General features: G+C 71.0%; 18 protein-coding genes. 10 read left to right on the forward strand and 8 right to left on the reverse strand.

Going from position 1 to position 18,824, the window contains the following annotated elements; all coding sequences use genetic code 11:
- Nucleotides 1-2 precede the first annotated feature (2 nt).
- Nucleotides 3-704 (reverse strand): DUF2470 domain-containing protein, encoded by a 702-nt coding sequence (locus ACIBHY_RS06045; protein ID WP_397306085.1) that lies wholly within the window; start codon nucleotides 702-704, stop codon nucleotides 3-5.
- 78 nt (nucleotides 705-782) lie between these two features.
- Here ACIBHY_RS06045 and rpsD point away from each other — a divergent pair, with 78 nt between their 5' ends.
- Nucleotides 783-1,397, forward strand: a complete 615-nt coding sequence (gene rpsD / locus ACIBHY_RS06050; protein ID WP_397256443.1) for a 30S ribosomal protein S4 — start codon at nucleotides 783-785, stop codon at nucleotides 1,395-1,397.
- A 2-nt stretch (nucleotides 1,398-1,399) separates the two neighbouring features.
- Nucleotides 1,400-2,620 carry a low temperature requirement protein A gene (locus ACIBHY_RS06055; protein WP_397306086.1) on the forward strand — a complete coding sequence of 407 codons (1,221 nt, stop codon included), beginning with the start codon at nucleotides 1,400-1,402 and terminating at the stop codon, nucleotides 2,618-2,620.
- Nucleotides 2,621-2,651: 31 nt separating this feature from the next.
- On the opposite strand, the gene ACIBHY_RS06060 is transcribed toward ACIBHY_RS06055, so the two are convergent.
- The gene (locus ACIBHY_RS06060; RefSeq protein ID WP_397306087.1) at nucleotides 2,652-4,688 is read right to left on the reverse strand and encodes a spermidine synthase; all 2,037 of its coding nucleotides are present in this window, start codon (nucleotides 4,686-4,688) and stop codon (nucleotides 2,652-2,654) included.
- A gap of 184 nt (nucleotides 4,689-4,872) precedes the next feature.
- Here ACIBHY_RS06060 and ACIBHY_RS06065 point away from each other — a divergent pair, with 184 nt between their 5' ends.
- Nucleotides 4,873-6,231 (forward strand): S8 family serine peptidase, encoded by a 1,359-nt coding sequence (locus ACIBHY_RS06065; protein ID WP_397306088.1) that lies wholly within the window; start codon nucleotides 4,873-4,875, stop codon nucleotides 6,229-6,231.
- Nucleotides 6,232-6,236: 5 nt separating this feature from the next.
- Nucleotides 6,237-6,503 carry a hypothetical protein gene (locus tag ACIBHY_RS06070; protein WP_397256380.1) on the forward strand — a complete coding sequence of 89 codons (267 nt, stop codon included), beginning with the start codon at nucleotides 6,237-6,239 and terminating at the stop codon, nucleotides 6,501-6,503.
- On the opposite strand, the gene ACIBHY_RS06075 is transcribed toward ACIBHY_RS06070, so the two are convergent.
- Nucleotides 6,448-7,185 carry an ABC transporter permease gene (locus ACIBHY_RS06075; protein WP_397256382.1) on the reverse strand — a complete coding sequence of 246 codons (738 nt, stop codon included), beginning with the start codon at nucleotides 7,183-7,185 and terminating at the stop codon, nucleotides 6,448-6,450. The genes ACIBHY_RS06070 and ACIBHY_RS06075 overlap by 56 nt on opposite strands.
- Nucleotides 7,182-7,919: an ABC transporter ATP-binding protein gene (locus tag ACIBHY_RS06080; protein ID WP_397256384.1), complete on the reverse strand. Its 738-nt coding sequence runs from the start codon at nucleotides 7,917-7,919 to the stop codon at nucleotides 7,182-7,184. The genes ACIBHY_RS06075 and ACIBHY_RS06080 overlap by 4 nt, the downstream gene beginning before the upstream one ends.
- Before the next feature lie 55 nt (nucleotides 7,920-7,974).
- Here ACIBHY_RS06080 and ACIBHY_RS06085 point away from each other — a divergent pair, with 55 nt between their 5' ends.
- The gene (locus tag ACIBHY_RS06085) at nucleotides 7,975-8,610 is read left to right on the forward strand and encodes a TetR/AcrR family transcriptional regulator (protein ID WP_397256385.1); all 636 of its coding nucleotides are present in this window, start codon (nucleotides 7,975-7,977) and stop codon (nucleotides 8,608-8,610) included.
- On the opposite strand, the gene ACIBHY_RS06090 is transcribed toward ACIBHY_RS06085, so the two are convergent.
- Nucleotides 8,600-8,905: a DUF4190 domain-containing protein gene (locus tag ACIBHY_RS06090; protein WP_397256387.1), complete on the reverse strand. Its 306-nt coding sequence runs from the start codon at nucleotides 8,903-8,905 to the stop codon at nucleotides 8,600-8,602. The two genes, ACIBHY_RS06085 and ACIBHY_RS06090, sit on opposite strands and share 11 nt — an antisense overlap.
- A gap of 64 nt (nucleotides 8,906-8,969) precedes the next feature.
- Here ACIBHY_RS06090 and ACIBHY_RS06095 point away from each other — a divergent pair, with 64 nt between their 5' ends.
- Both ACIBHY_RS06095 and ACIBHY_RS06100 read left to right on the forward strand, forming a co-directional pair.
- Nucleotides 8,970-9,431: a nitroreductase family deazaflavin-dependent oxidoreductase gene (locus ACIBHY_RS06095; protein WP_397256389.1), complete on the forward strand. Its 462-nt coding sequence runs from the start codon at nucleotides 8,970-8,972 to the stop codon at nucleotides 9,429-9,431.
- Between the two features lie 75 nt (nucleotides 9,432-9,506).
- A complete protein-coding gene (locus ACIBHY_RS06100; protein ID WP_397256391.1) occupies nucleotides 9,507-10,328 on the forward strand; it encodes an ion transporter in 822 nt (273 codons plus the stop codon).
- A 19-nt stretch (nucleotides 10,329-10,347) separates the two neighbouring features.
- Here ACIBHY_RS06100 and ACIBHY_RS06105 read toward each other — a convergent pair whose 3' ends face one another.
- Nucleotides 10,348-11,901 (reverse strand): LCP family protein, encoded by a 1,554-nt coding sequence (locus ACIBHY_RS06105; protein WP_397256393.1) that lies wholly within the window; start codon nucleotides 11,899-11,901, stop codon nucleotides 10,348-10,350.
- Nucleotides 11,902-12,032: 131 nt separating this feature from the next.
- Complete coding sequence (locus ACIBHY_RS06110) at nucleotides 12,033-13,025, reverse strand: neutral zinc metallopeptidase (protein WP_397306089.1); 993 nt, start codon at nucleotides 13,023-13,025, stop codon at nucleotides 12,033-12,035.
- A gap of 650 nt (nucleotides 13,026-13,675) precedes the next feature.
- Here ACIBHY_RS06110 and ACIBHY_RS06115 point away from each other — a divergent pair.
- From ACIBHY_RS06115 to ACIBHY_RS06125, 3 genes are all read left to right on the forward strand, one after another.
- Complete coding sequence (locus tag ACIBHY_RS06115; protein ID WP_379616385.1) at nucleotides 13,676-14,545, forward strand: LysR substrate-binding domain-containing protein; 870 nt, start codon at nucleotides 13,676-13,678, stop codon at nucleotides 14,543-14,545.
- Nucleotides 14,546-14,839: 294 nt separating this feature from the next.
- Entirely contained in the window at nucleotides 14,840-15,673 is an 834-nt protein-coding gene (gene folP, locus ACIBHY_RS06120) for a dihydropteroate synthase (protein ID WP_397306090.1), read from the forward strand.
- Nucleotides 15,674-15,757: 84 nt separating this feature from the next.
- A complete protein-coding gene (locus tag ACIBHY_RS06125) occupies nucleotides 15,758-18,613 on the forward strand; it encodes a BTAD domain-containing putative transcriptional regulator (RefSeq protein ID WP_397306091.1) in 2,856 nt (951 codons plus the stop codon).
- Nucleotides 18,614-18,617: 4 nt separating this feature from the next.
- On the opposite strand, the gene ACIBHY_RS06130 is transcribed toward ACIBHY_RS06125, so the two are convergent.
- Nucleotides 18,618-18,794 (reverse strand): hypothetical protein, encoded by a 177-nt coding sequence (locus ACIBHY_RS06130; RefSeq protein ID WP_397306092.1) that lies wholly within the window; start codon nucleotides 18,792-18,794, stop codon nucleotides 18,618-18,620.
- Between the last annotated feature and the right edge of the window lie 30 nt (nucleotides 18,795-18,824).

The raw sequence follows: 18,824 nt of genomic DNA on the forward strand, positions 1-18,824 counted from the left end.
CATCAGCAGGCGCAGATCAGCCCTCTCAGGGCGGTCTCGAGGCAGGTGCCGGTCTGGGCGGGCACGGGCCACGGGAAGCGCACCAGCGTGTCGTCGACGCGCACGGTCGCGCCGTAGCGGTCCAGCTCCCACAGCCACGCCTCGCCGACCGGCGTGCCCAGGTGCGCGGCCACGGCGCCCTGGAGCTGCGCGCGGTGCGACTCGTTCAGGTGGGCGAGCACCCGCTCGGCGGTCTCGGCCAGCGGGTCGGGCTCGGCCTCAAGGTACTCGTCGGCGTCGAGCACGCCGGAGTCCTGGCCGGTCAGGTAGACGACCTGGGCGACGTCCATTCTCATGAGCCGCGGAGCGCCGGGCTCGCCGTACCGCTCGATGGCCTCGAACAGGTCCTCGTCGGCGCACGCGGCGGCGACCGCGACGGCGGCGGCGCGCGTGTCCTCCTCCGGTACGGCCAGCACCCACCCCTGCACCTCGACCAGCCCGCGGGGATGCTCGACGGCGCCCAGCAGCCGGGTGGCGGTGAGGTTGACCGCGATCACCGCGTCGCACTCCAGGCCGTGCAGGCGCTCGCCCGGCTTGACCAGCAGCACGGGACGGCCCTGTTCGTCCACGCCGCCGCGGGCGGGGAAGGGGACGCCGTCGAGGGTGAGCCTGGCGACGCCGGCTCCGGAGGCGAGGGTGCGGATGCGTTCCGCGATCGGCGGCATGCAGGTCTCCTTGAGTTCACACGCTGTAGTAGGTTAGCCTTGCCTAAGTAAGTATTACCTAACCACATTGAGGTGAACATGCGCTACACCGGGCCGAAGGTGCGGCTGTCCCGACGGGCAGGCGTCCCTCTGACCAGGAAAGCCGTGCGGTACTTCGAGGCGCGGCCGTACCCGCCCGGAGAGCACGGCAGGAAGACCAGCCGCCGCAACACCGGCGACTACGGCATGCGGCTCATGGAGAAGCAGAAGCTGCGCTGGTACTACGACGTCTCCGAGCGTCAGCTGCGCCGCTACTGGGACCTCGCGGTCCGCAAGGAAGGCGCTTCGGGCGCCGAGCTGGTGACCCTGCTGGAGACCCGCCTGGCCTCCCTCGTGCTGCGAGCCGGGCTCGCTCCGTCGATCTACGCCGCCCGCCAGTACGTCAACCACGGCCACATCACCGTGGACGGCCGCAAGGTCGACATCCCGAGCTACCTCGTCAAGCCCGGCCAGGTCATCGCCGTGCGCCAGAAGTCGCGCACGATGCAGCCGTTCGTGGCCGCGGCCGAGGGCATCTACGCCGACGACCGTCCCGCCGGATACCTCTCCGTCGAGCTGTCCGACCTGCGCTTCACGCTGGTGAGCAAGCCGCAGCGCGAGCAGATCGCCATCCCCGTCGAGGAGCAGCTCGTGGTGGAGTTCTATTCTCGGTAGGCGTGACTGAAGTAGGCGCGGCTGAAACGGCGGACCGCCACGCGAGCTGGCTGGAGCTCTTCTTCGACCTGGTCGTCGTCGTGGCGGTGGCCCAGCTGGCCCACCGCCTGCTCCATCCGTCCTGGCCGGACGTCGCGCTGTTCGTGATGCTCTACTACGCGATCTGGAGCATCTGGACCTCCTTCACGATCTACGCCAACGTCCGCGCGGACAAGACCCGCACCCGCGCGATGCTGATCGGCATGTCCGGCATCGCGGTGATGGCCGCCGCCGCGCCCGACGTGGCGCACGCCGTGCCCGGCGGCGGCAACCACGACAACTGGTTCGCCGCCGCCTACGTCGTCTGCCGGCTCAGCGGCTCCCGCTCCATCCAGAGCTCGGGCGCGGTCGTGACCTCGTGGCCCGCCGCCCAGCTCGGCGCCGGCCTGGCCCCCTGGATCGTCTCCTTCTGGGCCCCCGCCCCCGTCACCTACTGGCTGTGGGCGCTCGGCATCCTGCTCGACCTGGCCTTCACCCTCCAGAACGCCCGCCACCCCGAACGGCTCCTCCAGGCCCTGAAGACGCAGTCCGACCGGGTCAAGGAGCGCGCCCGGCGGCACGACGGCGACGGCCGCCGCCCCCCGCGCGAGATACCCGCCCCCTTCGAGGCCGTCCTGCACACCGCGCATCTCGGCGAACGGCTCGGCCTGTTCGTGATCATCGTGCTCGGCGAGGCGGTCATGCAGATCGTCGTCGAGGCCGGCGGCCAGGACTGGAGCACCGAGCTCAAGCTAGCGGCCGCGGGCTCGTTCGCGCTGGTCGTGTGCCTGTGGTGGGTGACGCTGCAGCACGGCGTGACCGCCGTGCCCGAGGCGGGCGAGCGGGGACTGCCGCCGTCCGTCGCGCTGCCCGCCCACTTCGTCATGACCGCCGGGCTCGTCGCGGCGGCGGCCGGGCTCGGCGCCGCCGTGGCCCAGCCCGCCGAGCACCCGCACCCCGGGATCCGGTGGGTGCTGTGCGCCGGCCTGGCCGTGTACTTCGCCGCCTCCGCCGTGATCGGCGTCGCCACCGGGGCGCGGCGGCTGTGGATCTGGGCGTGGGCGCTGCCGGCCACCGCGGTCCCGGTGCTCCTGGGGCTGCTGGGCGGACCACTGCCCGCCTGGGCGGTCGTGGCGATCCTGCTCGTGGCCGCGCTGTGGCGGGTCGCCTACCGTCCGCCCGCCACAGCCCCGTCCCCGGCCTGAGCCCCCGCCCGCGCGCGAGGGCGCGCCGCCCTCACACGAGGGCGGCGTTCTTACGCGGCAACAGGGCGAAGGCGCCCAGGTAGATCAGCCCGGCCACGATGAGCAGGCTCTGGTAGCCGATCACCAGCGCCACGTACTCCATGCAGCCGCCGACCATCGCGCCCAGCAGGTTGGCGCCGAAGGACGTCGTGGCGTCGGCGGAGTCGGCGAAGCGCTTGGCGAACACCACGTTCGCCGCGAAGATCGGCAGGAAGGCCACCGTCACCGCCGCCACCGCGCGCAACGGCGTCGGCAACGACAGCAGCCACGCGTTCGGCACCAGCCAGGCCAGGACGAGGCCGGCCAGCAGCACGCCGTACATCACCCTCAGGGGAGGGGTGCGGAAACGGCGGGTCACCTCGACCGCGGCGAGCACGGCGACCAGCACCCCGGCGAAGACGACCGCGTTGACCACCCACGTCGTGCCGAACAGCAGCGCGAAGCCCGTCACGCTCTTGGTCTCCAGGAGCAGGAACCCCACGCCGAGCAGGAAAAGGTCCGCGTAAGGGCGCATTCTCCGGTACGGCCCCGCCACCACCCGCACCGCCAGCAGGCTGACGAGCAGGATGAGGCCCAGCGTGATCAGGTAGATCGCCGGGATCGTCCGGTCCTTCAGATACAGGAACGGCCGGTCGTCGGGCGCCGGGGCGGGTGTCCCGGCGGCCGCGCCCGCCCGTTCGGCGGCGCAGCGCTGGGCCTGCGGCGTGACGCCCGAGGTGATGACGGCCTGGTGCCCGGCGGTGCTGACCACGTCCACGCAGGGTTTGTGGCCGAAGGCGCTCTGCACGGTGGAGGCCAGCCGGTCCACCAGCCAGCTCTCGCGGTAGTAGTTGTACATGGAGAACGCCCCGCCCGGCTTGAGTCGTTCACGGGCGGCCTTGATCGCCTCCTCGGTGAACAGGTAGCTCTCCAGCCGCAGCGAGCTGGCCCCGGGCACCAGCGTGAGCGAGTCGGGCAGCGCGAACAGGATCAGGTCGAACCTGCGGTCGGTCTGCTCCAGGAAGGCCCGCCCGTCGGTGATGTGCGTGGTCACGCGCGGATCGGAGTAGGGCTTGTCCGGATGCAGCTCGCCGCCGAGCTGGCGCAGCTTGGGGTCGATCTCGACCGCGTCGACCGACGTGGCCCCCTTCGACAGCGCGATGGCCACGTCGGTGCCGCTGCCCGCGCCCACGATGAGGACCTCGCGCGGCGGCGCGGCGGCCCGCTCGTACGGCAGCGCGTACTGCCGCTCGATCTGCAGCCGGGTCTCGGCGGGCATGGCCTGCTGATGCGGGATCCCGTTGACCGAGATGTCGTAGACGGGCATCTGGTACGGCATCCGCTTGTAGGTCACCTTGTAGTACGGCGACCACAGGGCTCCCGCCGTGACGCTCTCGGCGGCCAGCAGCCCGGCCACGAGCATGGCGGGCAGCGCCACCAGCCCCCAGTACGGCACCCACGGCTTCGGCGTCAGCAGCAGCAGGAAGCAGACGGCCGCGATCGTCCCCCAGACCACGGGCGGCGCCGACAGGAACGACAGGCCGGTGAAGACGCCGATGCCGGTGAGGCTGCCGATCAGGTCGTAGCGGTAGGCCTCCAGCCGGGGCAGCTCGGGGAAGCAGCGCCCGACCAGCTCGGCCGGCCCCATGAGCGCCAGCGCGGCGGCCACGAACACGATGGGCAGCGTGACCCAGGCCGGCGGCCCCTCCATGGACAGGCTCGTCCAGTACAGGACGCCCTCGGTGTCGCGGTTCACGGTCACGGGGAAGGCCAGCACCACGCTGACCAGCACCGCGAGCACGACCGGCGAATAGTACGGCTGCCGCTTGGTCCGCCCGACCCGCAGGAATCCCAGCCCGATGCCGAGAAAAGAACCGAGCAGGACAAAGTTCGTGAAATAACTCAAATGGACGATATTCGAGCCTGTCCACCGGATCAGCGCGAGTTCGAGGAAAAGCATGAACGCGCTGGCGAGTATGAGGCGCGGTCGCACGGCCAGCCAATGCCCGGAAGCGGACTCCTGAGGGGCGGCCAGCACCTGGGTGGTCATGACGACTCACCGTAGTTGACGGACCGAAACCGGGGAAGGCTGACGCCCCAGAACAAATGTCGTCCTGTTAGCGAGTTATGGGGGTATTTCAGCAGGTCAAACCTGTGACGATGCGCTGGACGCGCCGCGATGGATGAAGGAATGTTGGGAGGTTCGTTCCCTCCAAACGTTCGGTGGTGTCCCCATGCGGGTTCTGATTCAGCTCCGCCCTTCCCCCGATCTGGTCGCGGCGGTAGCCGACCCCGGCCAGACGGCCACCACGGCAGACGTCGCAGACGGACTGCCCGGAGTCGAGCTCGACTCCGCCTTCGTTCCCATCGCCGTGCCACGGCCCGTCCCCCTGCCCGGCGGCGACCCCCTCTCGCTCAACCAGCCGCTCGACTTCTCCCTGGCCGCCGAGGACGCTTCGGTGCTCGTGCGCGGCACGATCTCCGACGACGAACTGGCCACCCGCGTCACCATGCTGCCCACGATCCGCCCCGACGTGGTCGGCGTCTTCGCCGACCCGGTGATCGAGTCCAGCCTGACCTGCGGCGGCGATCCTCCGGTCGGCGACTGGCACGACGTCGAGCGGCTGATCAACGCCGCCGGGCTGGCCGCCGAGGGCCTCGACGGCTCCGGAGTGGCGCTGGCCGTGCTCGACACCGGCATCAACGCCGCGCACGTGGCCAGGCACCTCGGGCGCGGCGTCACCCTCGACGCCGAGCGCAGCTGGAACCCCGCCGGGGTCACCGGGCGGCCGGGCGAGTTCGAGGTCGACCACGGCACGATGTGCGCCTTCGACACGCTCATCGGCGCGCCGCAGGCCAGCCTCATCGACATCCCGGTGCTGCTGTCGACCCGGCCGGGCGGCTCGGCGCTCGACGGGCTGCTGTCGGACGCGGTGGCCGCCTTCGCGCACCTGCGCACCGTCCTGGACGCCCAGCCCGCCGACTCCAGGTCGCTGGTGATCAGCAACTCCTGGGGGTCGTTCTCGCCCTCCTGGGACTTCCCCGTCGGCCATCCCGGCAACTACTCCGACAACGCCGCCCACCCGTTCAACCTGATCGTGGCCAGTCTCGACCGGGCGGGCGCGGACGTGCTGTTCGCCGCGGGCAACTGCGGGCGCGAGTGCAAGGACGGCCGTTGCGCCTACCCCGACCGGCCCATCGTCGGCGCCAACTCCCACCCGAGGGCGCTGTCGATCGGCGGCGTCGACGTCGGCGGCGAGCGGGTCGGCTACTCCTCGCAGGGACCCGGCCGGCTGACCGCCCGCAAGCCGGACGTCTGCGCCTACACCCACTTCTCCGGTTCCAAGGCCTTCGGCGACGCCGAGCCCGACTCCGGCACCTCGGCCGCCTGCCCGGTGGCCGCGGGCCTGGTCGCCGCCGTCCGCACCCGCTGGCCGTCCTCGCGGCTGTCGCCCGCGCAGCTGCGGGCCCTGCTGCGCCGTACGGCCGAGGACCGCAGCGAGGTCGGTTTCGACTACGACTACGGTTACGGCATCGTCGACACCGCGGGCGTCATCGCCGCACTGCAGCGCAGGGCCAAGAGCGTAGCCTGAGGTCTATGGTCCTCATCACCGTACGGCTCCCGCCGGGCGCGACGCTGGAGGACGCGATCAGCAGGCTCGGCCTGGCCGAGGAGGACGTCGACATCGCCTACGGGCTGGTGCTCATCGACCCCGACCTCGGCCTGTACGGCCTGCGGGTGACAGAGGAGGCGGGCCGCAGGGCTGGCCCGCCCTTCTCCGACCCCACGATCGAGCCCTACGGCCCGTCTAGGCGTTCTCGCGATGGAAGACCCGGCCCCCGACCACCAGGCTCACCGCCGTGAACACCACGACGACGACCAGGCCGGTGGCGACCGTCGCGTTCCAGTAGTGCCCGGCGAACAACTCCCGCATGGCCTCCAGCACGTGCCGGAACGGGCTGACGCGCGAGAGCGCCTCCAGCCAGCCCGGCGCCATGGACATGGGCAGGAACGTCCCCGACAGCAGCATCAGCGGCACCACCGCGGTCATCATCACCGGGGCGAACAGGTGCTCGTCGAGCGTGAGCGCGGCCGCGTACGACAGCGCCGCCAGGCTCACCCCGAGCACCACGACCAGCACCATCGCCGCCAGCACCCCGCCGATCGGCGCCCGCAGGCCGAGCGCGTAGGCCGCGGCCACCAGCAGCACGGTCTGGATCACCAGCGTGAAGGCGTTGTTGAGCACCCGGCCCAGCAGCAGGGCCAGCCGCGAGGCCGGGGTGACGCGCTGGCGCTCCAGCACGCCGGAGCGCCAGTCGAAGACGATGCCGAACCCGGCCAGGCCCGCGCTGAGCAGGCCGAGCTGGACGATCAGGCCGGGCACCAGCGTCTCCCAGTCGCCGAACGTGGCGAAGATCGGCCCGAACAGCACCAGGAAGAACAACGGCTGGATGGCGGCGACCAGCAGGCCGACCTTGTGGCGCAGGCTGATGCGCGTCGTGTGGTGGAACAGCAGCCAGGTCTCGCGGATCGCGGCGGCGCTCACGCGGGCACCTCCTCTCGCAGCGAGCGGCCGGTGATGTCGAGGAAGGCCTGGTCGAGGGTACGCCCGCCGCTCTTGAGCTGCGACGGGGTGCCTTCGGCGGCCACCACGCCGTGGTCGATGATGACGATGCGGTCGCACAGGGCGTCGGCCTCGTCGAGGTAGTGGGTCGTCAGGAAGACGGTCGCGCCGCCCTCGCGCAGGGCGCGGACGTGGCTCCACAGGTTGGCCCGGCTCTGCGGGTCCAGGCCGGTGGTGGGCTCGTCGAGGAAGAGCAGGACCGGGTCGTGGACGAGGCCGAAGGCGATGTCGAAGCGGCGTTGCTGGCCGCCGGACAGGGCGGCTCCGGGCATCGACTCCAGGCCGGTCAGCTCCAGGCGGGCCAGCACCTCGGCGGCCCGGGCGCGGGCGGCGGGGCGGGACAGGCCGTACAGCATGGCGTGGAGTTCGAGCTCCTCGCCGGCGGGGCTCGCGGGGCTGAGCCCGCCGTGCTGGGAGACGTAGCCGACGCGGCGGCGTACGGCGCGCGGGTCGGCCAGCAGGTCGTGCCCGGCGACGGTGGCGCTGCCGGCGGTGGGGGTGAGCAGCGTGGTGAGCATGCGCATGGTGGTGGTCTTTCCCGCGCCGTTGGGACCGAGGAAGCCGACGATCTCGCCCTCGTCCACGTGGAGGTCGACGCCGCGCACGGCTTCCACCCCGCTCTTGAACGTCTTGCTGAGGCCCTTTGTGGTCAACATATTTTTAGGGTAACTGAAATTTTGGTGTCACTGCAAACTTGGTAGCATTGGAGGCATGGAAGAGGGGCTGCGCGAGCGCAAGAAGCGGGAGACGAGGCAGCGCATCGCGGACATGGCGATGGGGCTGTTCATGATGCGGGGGTTCGAGGACGTGACGGTGGCGGAGGTCGCGCGGGCCGCCGACGTCTCGGTCAACACGGTCTTCAACTACTTCCGCACGAAGGAAGACCTGTTCATGGACCGCTGGGACGAGGTCGAGGACCTGCCGAGCAAGGTCGTGCGCGAGCGACGGCCCGGCGAGAGCGTGCTGGCCGCCTTCCGGCGCGACTTCCTCGACGCCCTCGACACGGGCGACTGGCGCTATGGGCTCAACGAGGGCGCCGAGGAGTTCGGCAAACTGGTCGGCGACAGCCCGTCGCTGATGGCCAGGATGCGGGAGCTGGAGCACTCCACGGACGTACGGCTGGCGCGCACGGTGGCCGAGGACGTCGAGGCCGACCCCGACGACCTGTCACCCCGGCTCGTGGCCGCGCAGATCCTGTCGGTCACCCGGCTGCTGTCCAGGCTCGCGGTGCGCCGCAAGTGGGCGGGCGAGAGCTGGCGGGAGATCCTGCCCGACGTCAGAAGGCAGGCCGAAGCCGCCTTCGACCTGCTGGAGAACGGGATCGGCCGCTACGGGGTCAGGAGCTGAACGCGCCGGCGAGCAGGGCGAAGCCGAACAGCAGGGCGTACCCGCCGACGATCAGGCCCATGAGGCAGGTGCCGATGATGCCGCAGATGCGGCCGGCGTTCACGTTGCCGCGGTTCTCGTAGTAATAGCCGCTGGAGTCGATCTCGCGCAGCGCCCTGTTGCCCATCGTCCAGGCGACCGGCCCGAGGAACAGGCAGATCACGAGGCTGAGGATGCCCAGGACGAGGATCGTGGTCCCGTTCGGGTGGGTCATCGGCGGCGGGCCGTAGGGGGAGGGGCCGTGGGGATAAGCCATAGGAGCGTTTTCTACCACATGAGCTCCTTGACCGAGCGCTTGCTTGTGTTCTAGCGTGAGCCGGGTGAAGGCGTTCTTCCAGTGGCTGTCGGCGACGTCGTGGTTCCCCAAGGTCGCGCCCGTGGTCGTGCCGCGCATGGACCGCCTCGTGCACCGGCTCACCCGCGGTCGGCTCGCCAGCGACGTGGTCACCCCCGTGCTGCTGCTGGTCACCACCGGCGCCAAGAGCGGCGAGAAGCGCTCGTCGCCGCTGGCCTGCCTTCCCGAGCGGGACGGAGGCATGCTCGTCGTGGGCAGCAATTACGGCCGCCCGCAACACCCCTCCTGGACCGGCAATCTGCTCAAGACCCCCGAGGCCGCCGTGAGCTTCCGCGGCGCCACCTTCCCCGTCATCGCGACCCTGCTGGAGGGCGAGGCGCGGGCCGCCGCCTGGCCGGACCTGCTGGCGATGTGGCCCGTCTACGACCACTACACGCGGGTATCGGGACGGGAGTTACGGGTGTTCCGTCTGACTCCGACGCGTTGATCAACTGTTTATCTACCGTCCATAAGTGTTACGTCATCATGGACGGGTCTTGATCAACCTTTGGGGAGCCTGCACGTGCGTGACCGCATTCGCGCCTGTATCGAACATAAGCGCTTCCAGCGCATCATCATCACCGTCATCCTCGTCAACGCGGCCACGCTCGGCCTCGAGACCTTCCCCTCGGTCGTCGCCGAGTACGGCACGGCCCTGCGCCTCATCGACCACGCCGCCCTCTACGTCTTCGTCGCCGAACTGCTGGCCAAGCTCTATGTGGAGCGTTCCCGGTTCTTCCGCGACCCGTGGAACATCTTCGACGCCCTCATCGTCGGCGTCGCCCTGGCCCCCGCCAGCGGCAACCTGTCCGTGCTGCGGGCCCTGCGGGTCCTGCGGGCGCTGCGCCTCATCTCCGCCGTCCCGAGCCTGCGGCGGGTCGTGTCCGCCTTACTCCGCGCCATGCCGGGGATGAGCTCCATCGTCGTGCTCCTGGCGCTGGTCCTGTACGTGGCCGCGGTCATGAGCACCAAGCTGTACGGCGCCACCGCCCCCGGCTACTTCGGCGACCTGCAGACGTCCCTGTTCACGCTGTTCCAGACCATGACCGGCGAGGCGTGGCCCGACATCGCCCGCGAGGTCATGGCCGTCCACCCGGGCGCTTGGGTGTTCTTCGTGGTCTTCATCCTGCTGTGCTCGTTCGTGGTGCTGAACCTGTTCATGGCGGTGGTCGTCAGCGCCATGGAGGAGGAGTCGGCCGAGGAGCGGGCCGAGCTGGAGAGCCACGCCGAGATGTCCGCCCGGCTGATCCTGGACGAGCTCGCCGCGCTGCGCAGGGAGGTGGCCGAACTGCGCGACTCCAACGGCCTGTGGCCCGACGAGGCCGGCTCACCGGCCGGCCGCTGACCGCCGGCCCTCCGGCCCGCTAGCTCAGGCCGCAGAGCTCCGACAGGCTCTTGGCGGACTTGTTGGTGTTGCGGGTCGGGGTCTCGGTCGGGGCGGCGGCGCCGTTCCGTGTGGGGGTGCCGGAGGCCGAGGGGGCGGCCGAGGCGTTGGCGACCTGCGTCTTGCGGGCCGGCTTGAGCGAGTCGGTGAGCGCCTTGGCCGACGCCTTGCGGATCTTGATCCAGTCGGGGCGGCCCGAGTAGAACTCCGGCGGCACGAACTGCAGGCTGGTGATCCTGGCCCCCTTCACCTTCACGGCCAGGTTGACCAGGTGCTCCAGCAGCTCGTGCGGAATGTTCGTGGAGGCCATGCGCTTGGCGGCGCGGGCGACCTTCTCGAAGTTGGTCAGCACCTTCATGGGCGTGGCCTGCTGGGCGAACGCGCCGATGACGCAGCGCTGGCGGGCCATGCGGGAGAAGTCGTCGCTGCCCACGCGGGAGCGGCCGTACCACAGGGCCTCCTCGCCGGACAGGACGCGGGTGCCGGCCTTGATGGTGCCGGCGGTGCCGTACAGGCCGCCCCAGGGGATGTCCCGCTCGACGCGGATCTTGAGGCCGCCGATGGCGTCGACCAGGTACGCGAAGCCGTACATGTTGACCAGGGCGTAGTAGTCGATCTTGAGGCCGAGGGTCTGGCCGATGGCGTCCATGAGGACGCGGGGGCCCTTGTTCTTGCCGCCGGCGACCTGCGGGTTGTCGTTGGCGAACTTCCAGACCTCGTTGAGCAGGCCGCCGTTGGGCAGTTCCGCCTGGAAGCCGTTGGGGAAGTGCTTGGCCATCGGGGTGCCGGAGGGGAAGCGTACGTGCTGGAGGTTGCGCGGGAGGCTGAACAGCACCGTGTTGCCGGTCTGCACGTGCACGCTGGCCACGGTCATGCTGTCGGTGCGCACCCCGTCGCGGTTGCCCGCGCCGTCGCCGCCGACCAGCAGGAAGTTGACGCGGTCACGGCCGTTCCAGGGGTCCTCCTGCTTGACCGGCGCGATGTCGGGGTCCTTCTGGCCGCTGGGAAAGATCTGCTGGAGCGCGTCCTGGCCGCTCATCACGAGCTGGGCGGTCAGGGCGAAGGGCGACATGACGGCGACGCCGAGGATGCCGACGGCGATGCCGGAGACGATCTGCCCCTGCTGCCCGAGCCTGCTCGGGCCCAGCGCGACGTAGGAGGCGAGCATGAGCGCGAACCACGCCAGCGCGCCCACCGCCGCGATGACCGTGATCGCGGTCGTCCAGCCGAGGAAGATGCCGGGCTGGGTCACGTTGATCAGGACGATGACGAGCGCGGTCAGCAGGATGACGGCGTAGACGCCGATGAGCGTCAGCCCGATACGACGGCGCCCGGCGCGCAGGTGTGCGGCGCCGGGCACGAGGACGGAGAGCATCGTCCAGCCGAGGACGGAGGCGAGCGTGAGTGGCTTGGCGAAGCGGGGGGCGGCGGGCTTGGCCGCGCCCTCCCCGGCCGGCCGGGCGCCGCGGGTGCGGCGTGTTGCCCGCCGTTTCCTGTCCGCGGGCACGGTGCCGACCTCTTCGTCCTTCGTCACACCGGCTCCTTCAAGCATTTACCAGGCAAAACCCATGACTTTGCCCCCGGTTGCACAAGATTGCCAGATTCTAGCCCCCATAAAGGGACATCACAGACAACTGGCCAATCTGAGATGAACGAAGGATGACCTCAGGAGGTCGAGGACGAAGAGGCCATCCAGGTGTTGCACTGGAGAGCCTGGTTGCGATCCCAGCCCTGGCGGAACCAGCGATGGTTGTTGGCCGGAGAGCCGTGGTCGCGGGGGTATCCGGGATGGTCGCCGACCCGGGAGTAGAACCAGAAGAGCTTGGCGCGGTTGCCCGTGCTGATCGGGTAACTGGGCGCCACGGCCTTCATGAACATGCCACCGAAACAGGTGGCCTGGAGCTCCAGCCTCCTGCTCAATGCCAGCTTCCCGCTGCGGCTGGTGGAGTCCAGGGTCCTGGACCACCAGGAGTTCATGACGCCGGTGATGTTCTGCACGTGGTGGCCGTACTCGTGGGCCATCATGCTGATGATCGCCCCGTTCCACGGCACGATCTGGCCGTAGCCGAGGGCGTTGCCGTTCCCCTTGGCCATGGCCGAGGTGGAGGCGTAGATGGTGTTGTTGCGCGGGCAGTAGTAGGGCACGATGCTGCCCGGCGACGGGTAGTCCCCGCAGGCGCCCCGGCCGCGCTTGGCGGCGATCGCGTAGCCCGGCGGGCTCCAGCCGATGCCCTGGCGCTTCAGGATCGGCCCCCACGCCTGGTCCATGCACCGGCCCGTCTTCAGGATCAGCGCCTTGAGCTGGCTGTGGCTGAAGATGCTGGCGTTGCCGGCCCGGCACGTCGTGCGCGGCAGCGCGCCCGCCCGGTACATGGAGTTGGTCTTCAGGCTCGTGTCGAGCTTCACCTGGGCGGGCGGGTTGACCGTCTCGGCGTCGTCGGGCCGCGTCTCGGTGTCCTCCGATCGCGTCTCGGTGGGCGTCGGGCGCCGGGTGGGCCGGATCGGCTCCCTGGTGTGGCTGCGCGTCGGGGGCGTGTAGGTCGGCACCGCGATCGGCGTCGAGGTCTCGGTACGCGACCCGCCGCCCATCAGCAGCGCGGAACCGACCACGAGCAGCACCCCGATCACCGCCACCACGCCGAAGACCGCGCCGAGCACGGCGGCCGTGCTGCCGGACTTCTTGCGCTGCGGCTGCGGCCACTGCCGGAACTGCCCCGGCGGCGGGGGCGGCGGCCACCCGCCCTGCGGGGGCCGGGGCGGCTGCGGGTACGGCTGCTGCCGGTGCGGCGGCTGCTGATAGGGGGGCTGCCCTTGCGGCTGTCCGTAAGGAGGCTGCGGGTAGGGCGGTTGTGCTTGCGGCTGTCCGTAAGGAGGACGGCCCTGGGACGGCGCGGGCGGGCCCTGGGGCGGCGGGCCCTGAGGCGGTGCGGGCCGGCCGTACGGCGGCCGGCCCTGCGGCGGGTACGGCGGGCGCCCCTGCGGCGGAGGCGGCGGGTAGGACGGCCCCTGGGGCGGCGGCGGCTGTTCCTGCGGCTTTCCGTAGCCGGGAGGCGGCCACGGACGCGACGGCGGAATCTGGGGCTGCCCCTGCCCATGGGGTGGCGGTGGGTGTTGCCCGTTCCCCGTCACCGTGAACCCCCTTCACCCCGTTGTCGGCAAGACCGGACCTTTGCCGAATTTGGGGCAGAAGCATACTGATTTATCACCCGTCACGGATGTGGGCGTACTCGGTTACGGTCCGAAATCATTCGAGGTGATCTCCGCTATGTACCGGACCGGGCGGGGGCTGTTGTCCTAGCTTCAGTGGCATGAATCTGCAGCAGCTCCGCTATGTGGTCGCAACTGCGGAGCACCGCACAATGACCGACGCGGCCAGATCGCTCTACATCGCGCAACCTGCGCTTTCGCGGGCGATTCGGGACCTTGAACGCGAGCTGGGCATGACGCTTTTCGCGCGTTCGGGTCGGGGCGTCGTGGTCACGGCGCAGGGCAGGAGAGTCATCAAGCTGGCAAGGGAGGCACTCGATGCCGTAAGCGAGATCGAAGCGCTCGCGAGCCACGGCGGATCCCCTGAGGTGGAGCTGCGGATCGCCGCCACTCCCAGCCTGGAAGCCGGGCTGGCGGGCCGGTTGGTGCCCGCCTACACCGCCGAGCATCCAGGGGTTCGCGTGCAGATCGTGCGATGTGACGGCCGCGACGGAGTCGTCACGGCCATCAGGGAGGCCAGGGCCGACCTCGGCCTGACGGACCTCCCGGTCCCCACGGACCTGATCACCCACCCGCTGGAACGGCAGGAGATCGTGCTGATCTCCCCGCCGGGCCTCGACCTGCCGGATCCGGTCCCCATGGGCCGACTCCACGGCATGCGCCTGGCACTGCCCGCACGAGGATCGCTGCGGCGCAGGGAGCTGGACGCCATGTTCGGCAAGTTCGCGGTCACCCCGGTGGTGGTGCTCGAGACCGACGAGCGCAACGGCTGGCTGAACGCGGTCAGAACGGGACAGGCCTCCCTGCTGTGGTATCGGGGCCTGGCCGAGATGGCCGTCCGCGCGGGCCTGGTCGTGCGCTCCTTGGAACCCGCGGTGCGGCGCGTCATCGCCGTCGTGCACGCCCGCAAGAGACTGCCGTTGAGCGCCCAGGACTTCCTGGCGACAGCGGAGAAGGGAAGTGCCGCCTAACATCCTGTGCATGACCCGACTACCGACTGCCTTCCCGGACGCATGCGCGACCCACGTCCGTGAGGCGGGCCCGCCACCCGGCCAGGGCGGAGGGGATCCGGTATCCGCGACGGGACGGGGCTTCAGGCCCCAGATAGCAAGGTTCCAGTTCGAAACAGCCGGTCTGCGCACCGGACTGGACGACCCGGACGCGGCCCCGCAAGGCCTGCCGGCGCACGTTGCCGGTGAAGGGCTAGGCCTCGCGGGCCGACGCGCCCGTCCCGGTCGCCACTTCGGCGGACGGCGGAACCTCTGATGGCCGGGACGCTGCGCCTGGGAGAGCGCACCTTCGCCCCCGGCGAGTACGCCATCATGGCGGTGGTCAACCGCACGCCGGACTCCTTCTACGACAAAGGCCGCACGTACGGCTTCGCCGCCGCGCTCGACGCCGTGGACCAGGCCGTGGCCGGAGGCGCCGACATCGTCGACATCGGCGGCGTCAAGGCGGGCCCCGGCGACGACGTCGACGCCGCCGAGGAGATCCGCCGCGTGGCCGACCTGGTCGAGGCGGTGCGCGAACGCCACCCCGGCCTCCTGATCAGCGTCGACACCTGGCGCGCCGAAGTGGGCGAGGTGGTCGCCCGCGCCGGAGCCCATCTGCTCAACGACACCTGGGGCGGCGTCGACCCCGGCCTCGCGGAGGTGGCCGCCCGCCACGGCACCGGCCTGGTGTGCGCGCACGCCGGTCGCGTGGAGCCACGCACCCGCCCGCACCGCATCGCCTACGCCGACGTGGTGGACGACGTCATCGGCTACACCGTCGGCCTGGCCGAGCGCGCCGTGGCCGCGGGTGTGGCCCGCGACGCGATCCTCATCGATCCGGCCCACGACTTCGGCAAGAACACCTTCCACTCGCTGGAGGTCAGCAGGCGCCTGGACGAAATGGTGGCCACGCGCTTGCCCGTCCTCGTGGCGGTGTCCAACAAGGACTTCGTCGGCGAGACGCTCGGCGGGCTGCCGGTGGATCGGCGGCACGCGGGGACCATCGCGACACTCGCCGTTTCCGCGCTCCAGGGAGCCCGGGTCTTCCGGGTGCACGACGCCGCCTCCGCCCGGTCCGCACTCGCCGAGATAGCTCGCCTCGCGTAGTATCCCCGTGCCGAGCTGGGTTGCGATCGGAGTGCAGATCTTGTGCAACACCCGCTTGGAAGCATCACCGGCGGAGGAGAGCGGATGCGATTCAAGATTCTCGGACCGCTGCTGGTCGAACACGAGGGACAGGAGCTCCATCTCGGGGGCAGCCTCCAGCGGGTCGTCATGGCCATGTTGCTGCTCGAGGCGAACCGGGTCGTTCCCCTGGAGCGGATGATCGAGGCGGCCTGGGGGGAGAACCCGCCGGGCACGGCGCGCAACCAGGTGCAGATCCGGATCTCGCAGCTGCGCCGCGTGCTTCACGACACGGCGCAGCCGTACCACACACTGATCACGCGCTCGCCCGGCTACGTCGTGAAGGTGGATCCGGCGCGGCTGGACCTGACCGAGTTCGACGACCTGATCACGCGGGCGCGCGGTGAGGAGCCCGAGCGGGCAGCGCGCACGCTGCGCGCGGCGCTGGCGCTGTGGCGCGGGCCCGCGCTGTCCGACGTGGACAGCGACCTGATCCGGCCGATGGTCCATGACCTCGAGGAACGCCGGCTGCTGGCCCACGAGCAGTGCGTCGAGCTGGAACTGGGGCTCGGGCGGCACCTGGAGCTGGTCGGCGAGCTGCGGCGGCTGGTCGAGGCCCACCCGCTGCGCGAGCGGCCGCACAACCACCTGATGCTGGCCCTGTACCGCTCGGGGCGGCAGGCCGAGGCGCTGGACGCCTTCCGCGCCTACCGCGAGATGCTTCTCGACACGCTCGGCCTTGAGCCCAGCGACGAGCTGCGCCGTCTGGAGCTGGCCATCCTCAACCAGGAGGACGAGCTCGACCGGCCCGCGCCGCCCGTCAGGCTCACGCCGGTGCCGCGCCAGCTCCCGCCGATGATCTCCACGCTGTCCGGCCGTTCCGGCGAGCTGGCCAGGCTCACCGGCATGCTGGCCGGTTCGGGCGCGGACGGGCCGCTGCCCATGGCCGCCGTCGTGGGCCGCGCCGGCGTGGGCAAGACCGAACTGGCCGTGCACGCCGCCCACGAGCTGTCCTCCCACTACCCCGACGGCCAGCTCTACGTGGACCTGCGCGACGGGCAGATCGAGGCCACGGACGTGCTCAGCATGTTCCTGCGCGCGCTCGGCGTCAGCGCCATCCCGCGCTCGGCCGAGGAACGCGGCGCGCTGTTCCGCTCCACGGTCGCCGGACGCAGGCTGCTCGTCCTGCTCGACAACGCCGGATCCTTCGAGCAGATCTGGCCCCTGCTGCCCGGCGGCGGGCCCTGCGGCGTGCTGGTGACCGGACGCGAGCGCCCCATCGGGATGGCCGAGCACTGGGTGGTCAGGCTGGAGGTCCTGGACGACGCCGGTTCCGTCCGGCTGCTCATGGGCGACGTCGGCGAACGGCGCGCCGCCGCGGAACCCGACGCGCTCAGAAGGCTCGCGGCCCAGTGCGGCGGCCTGCCGCTGGCACTGCGCATCGCCGGGGCGCGGCTGGCCGTGCGGCCCCAGTGGACGATCGAGACCCTGGTCGGCCTGCTCAGCGACTCGCGGACCATGCTCGACGTGCTCAGCCACGGCGACCTGGAGGTCCGGGCCAGCCTGGAGGTGTCCTACCGGGGCCTGTCGGCGCGGGCGCGTACCCTCTTCCGGCGGATCGGACTGGTCGACAGCCCGCAGACGACCGCCTGGATGGCCGGCGCGCTGCTCGACGGCGACGCCGAGCAGGCGCTCGACGAGCTCGTCGGCGCGTCCCTGCTGACCGTCCGTGGCGGCCACTACGCCATCCACGATCTCGTACGCGCCTTCGCCGGCGAGCGCGCGCAGACCGAGGAACGCCGCGAGCAGCGGCTGGCCACCCTGGAACGCGCCTGCTCCGCCTTCGTCCGCCTCAGCGAGCGCGCCCACGAGCGCTACTACGGCGGCCACTTCACGCTCCTGCGCGGCAAGGCGGGACACGGTCCCTTCGCGCCTACCCTGGCCGACGCGCTCATCGGCGACGACCCGCTGACCTGGCTCGACGGCGAACGCGCCACGCTGCTGGCGCTCGTTCGCCAGGCCGCGGGGCACGGCCTGGACGAGCTGTGCTGGAGCATCGCGATGACCGCGATCACCCTGTTCGAGACCCACGGCTACTTCGACGAGTGGCGCGCGGTCAGCGAACTCGCGCTCAAGGCGTGCCGCGAGGCGGGCAACATCCGCGGCGAGGGCGCGATGGTCTACTCACTGAGCTCACTCGCCGTCTTCCAGCAGAGGTACGGCGAGGCCCACCCCATGCTGACCGAGGCACTCGACCTGTTCGACGAGATCGGCGAGACCCACGGCCGCGCCCTGGCCCTGCGGAACATGGCGATGGTCGAGCGGATGCGCGGCGACGTCGCCGCCGCCAGGGAGCGCTACGAGCAGGCCCTGCCCCTGCTGCGCGCCGTCGGCGACCGGGCCGCCGAGGCCCACGCGCTGGTCAACCTGGCCGTCATCCACCTGGAACGGGGCACACTCGACGAAGGCGGCCCCCTGCTGGAGCAGGCACTGGAGATCTTCCGGGAGGAGGGCGTGCCACGCGGGGAGGCCCAGGCGCTCAACTCCATCGGCCGCCTCGCGCTGCTCAGGGGCGAGGGCCGGCGGGCCCTGGAGGCGTTCGAGGCGGCGGCCGTGATCGTGCGCGACGTACGCGACCGGATCGGCGAGGCCTACGTCATGCAGGGCATCGCCGAGGCCAGGATCGCGCTCGGCCAGCCCGACCAGGCCAAGGGGACGCTGGCGGCGGCGCTGGACCTCGCCGAGCGGCTGGGGGAGCGGCTCATCTCCGGCCGGATCCGGCTGAACCTCGGGCTGCTCATGATGGAGGGCGGCGAACGGGCCGCCGAGTCGCACCTTCAGGAGGCGTACGCGTTGTTCGAGGAGATCGGTGCCGAACCATGGCGGGCGAAGGCCGCCGAGGCCCTCGCCCGCGCGCGCTGACCGGTCAGGTGCCGGGGGTGGTGGGCGAGCCGATCGGGTTGGGCCAGTGCATGTCGTCGTCGTCGCACAGCGGCTTGCCCTCGCAGCCGGTGACCGGCCTGGCGGCCGCTGCCGAGGCGATCGCCGCGGTGCCGCCCGCGAGGGCCACGGCCAGGCCCAGGGCGATAAGGATGTTGCGCATGGTGTTTCCTTCACGTTCGTTGATCGCGGA

Origin of the sequence: Nonomuraea sp. NPDC050547 (genome assembly GCF_044457345.1) — a bacterium.
Taxonomy (GTDB): Bacteria; Actinomycetota; Actinomycetes; order Streptosporangiales; family Streptosporangiaceae; genus Nonomuraea.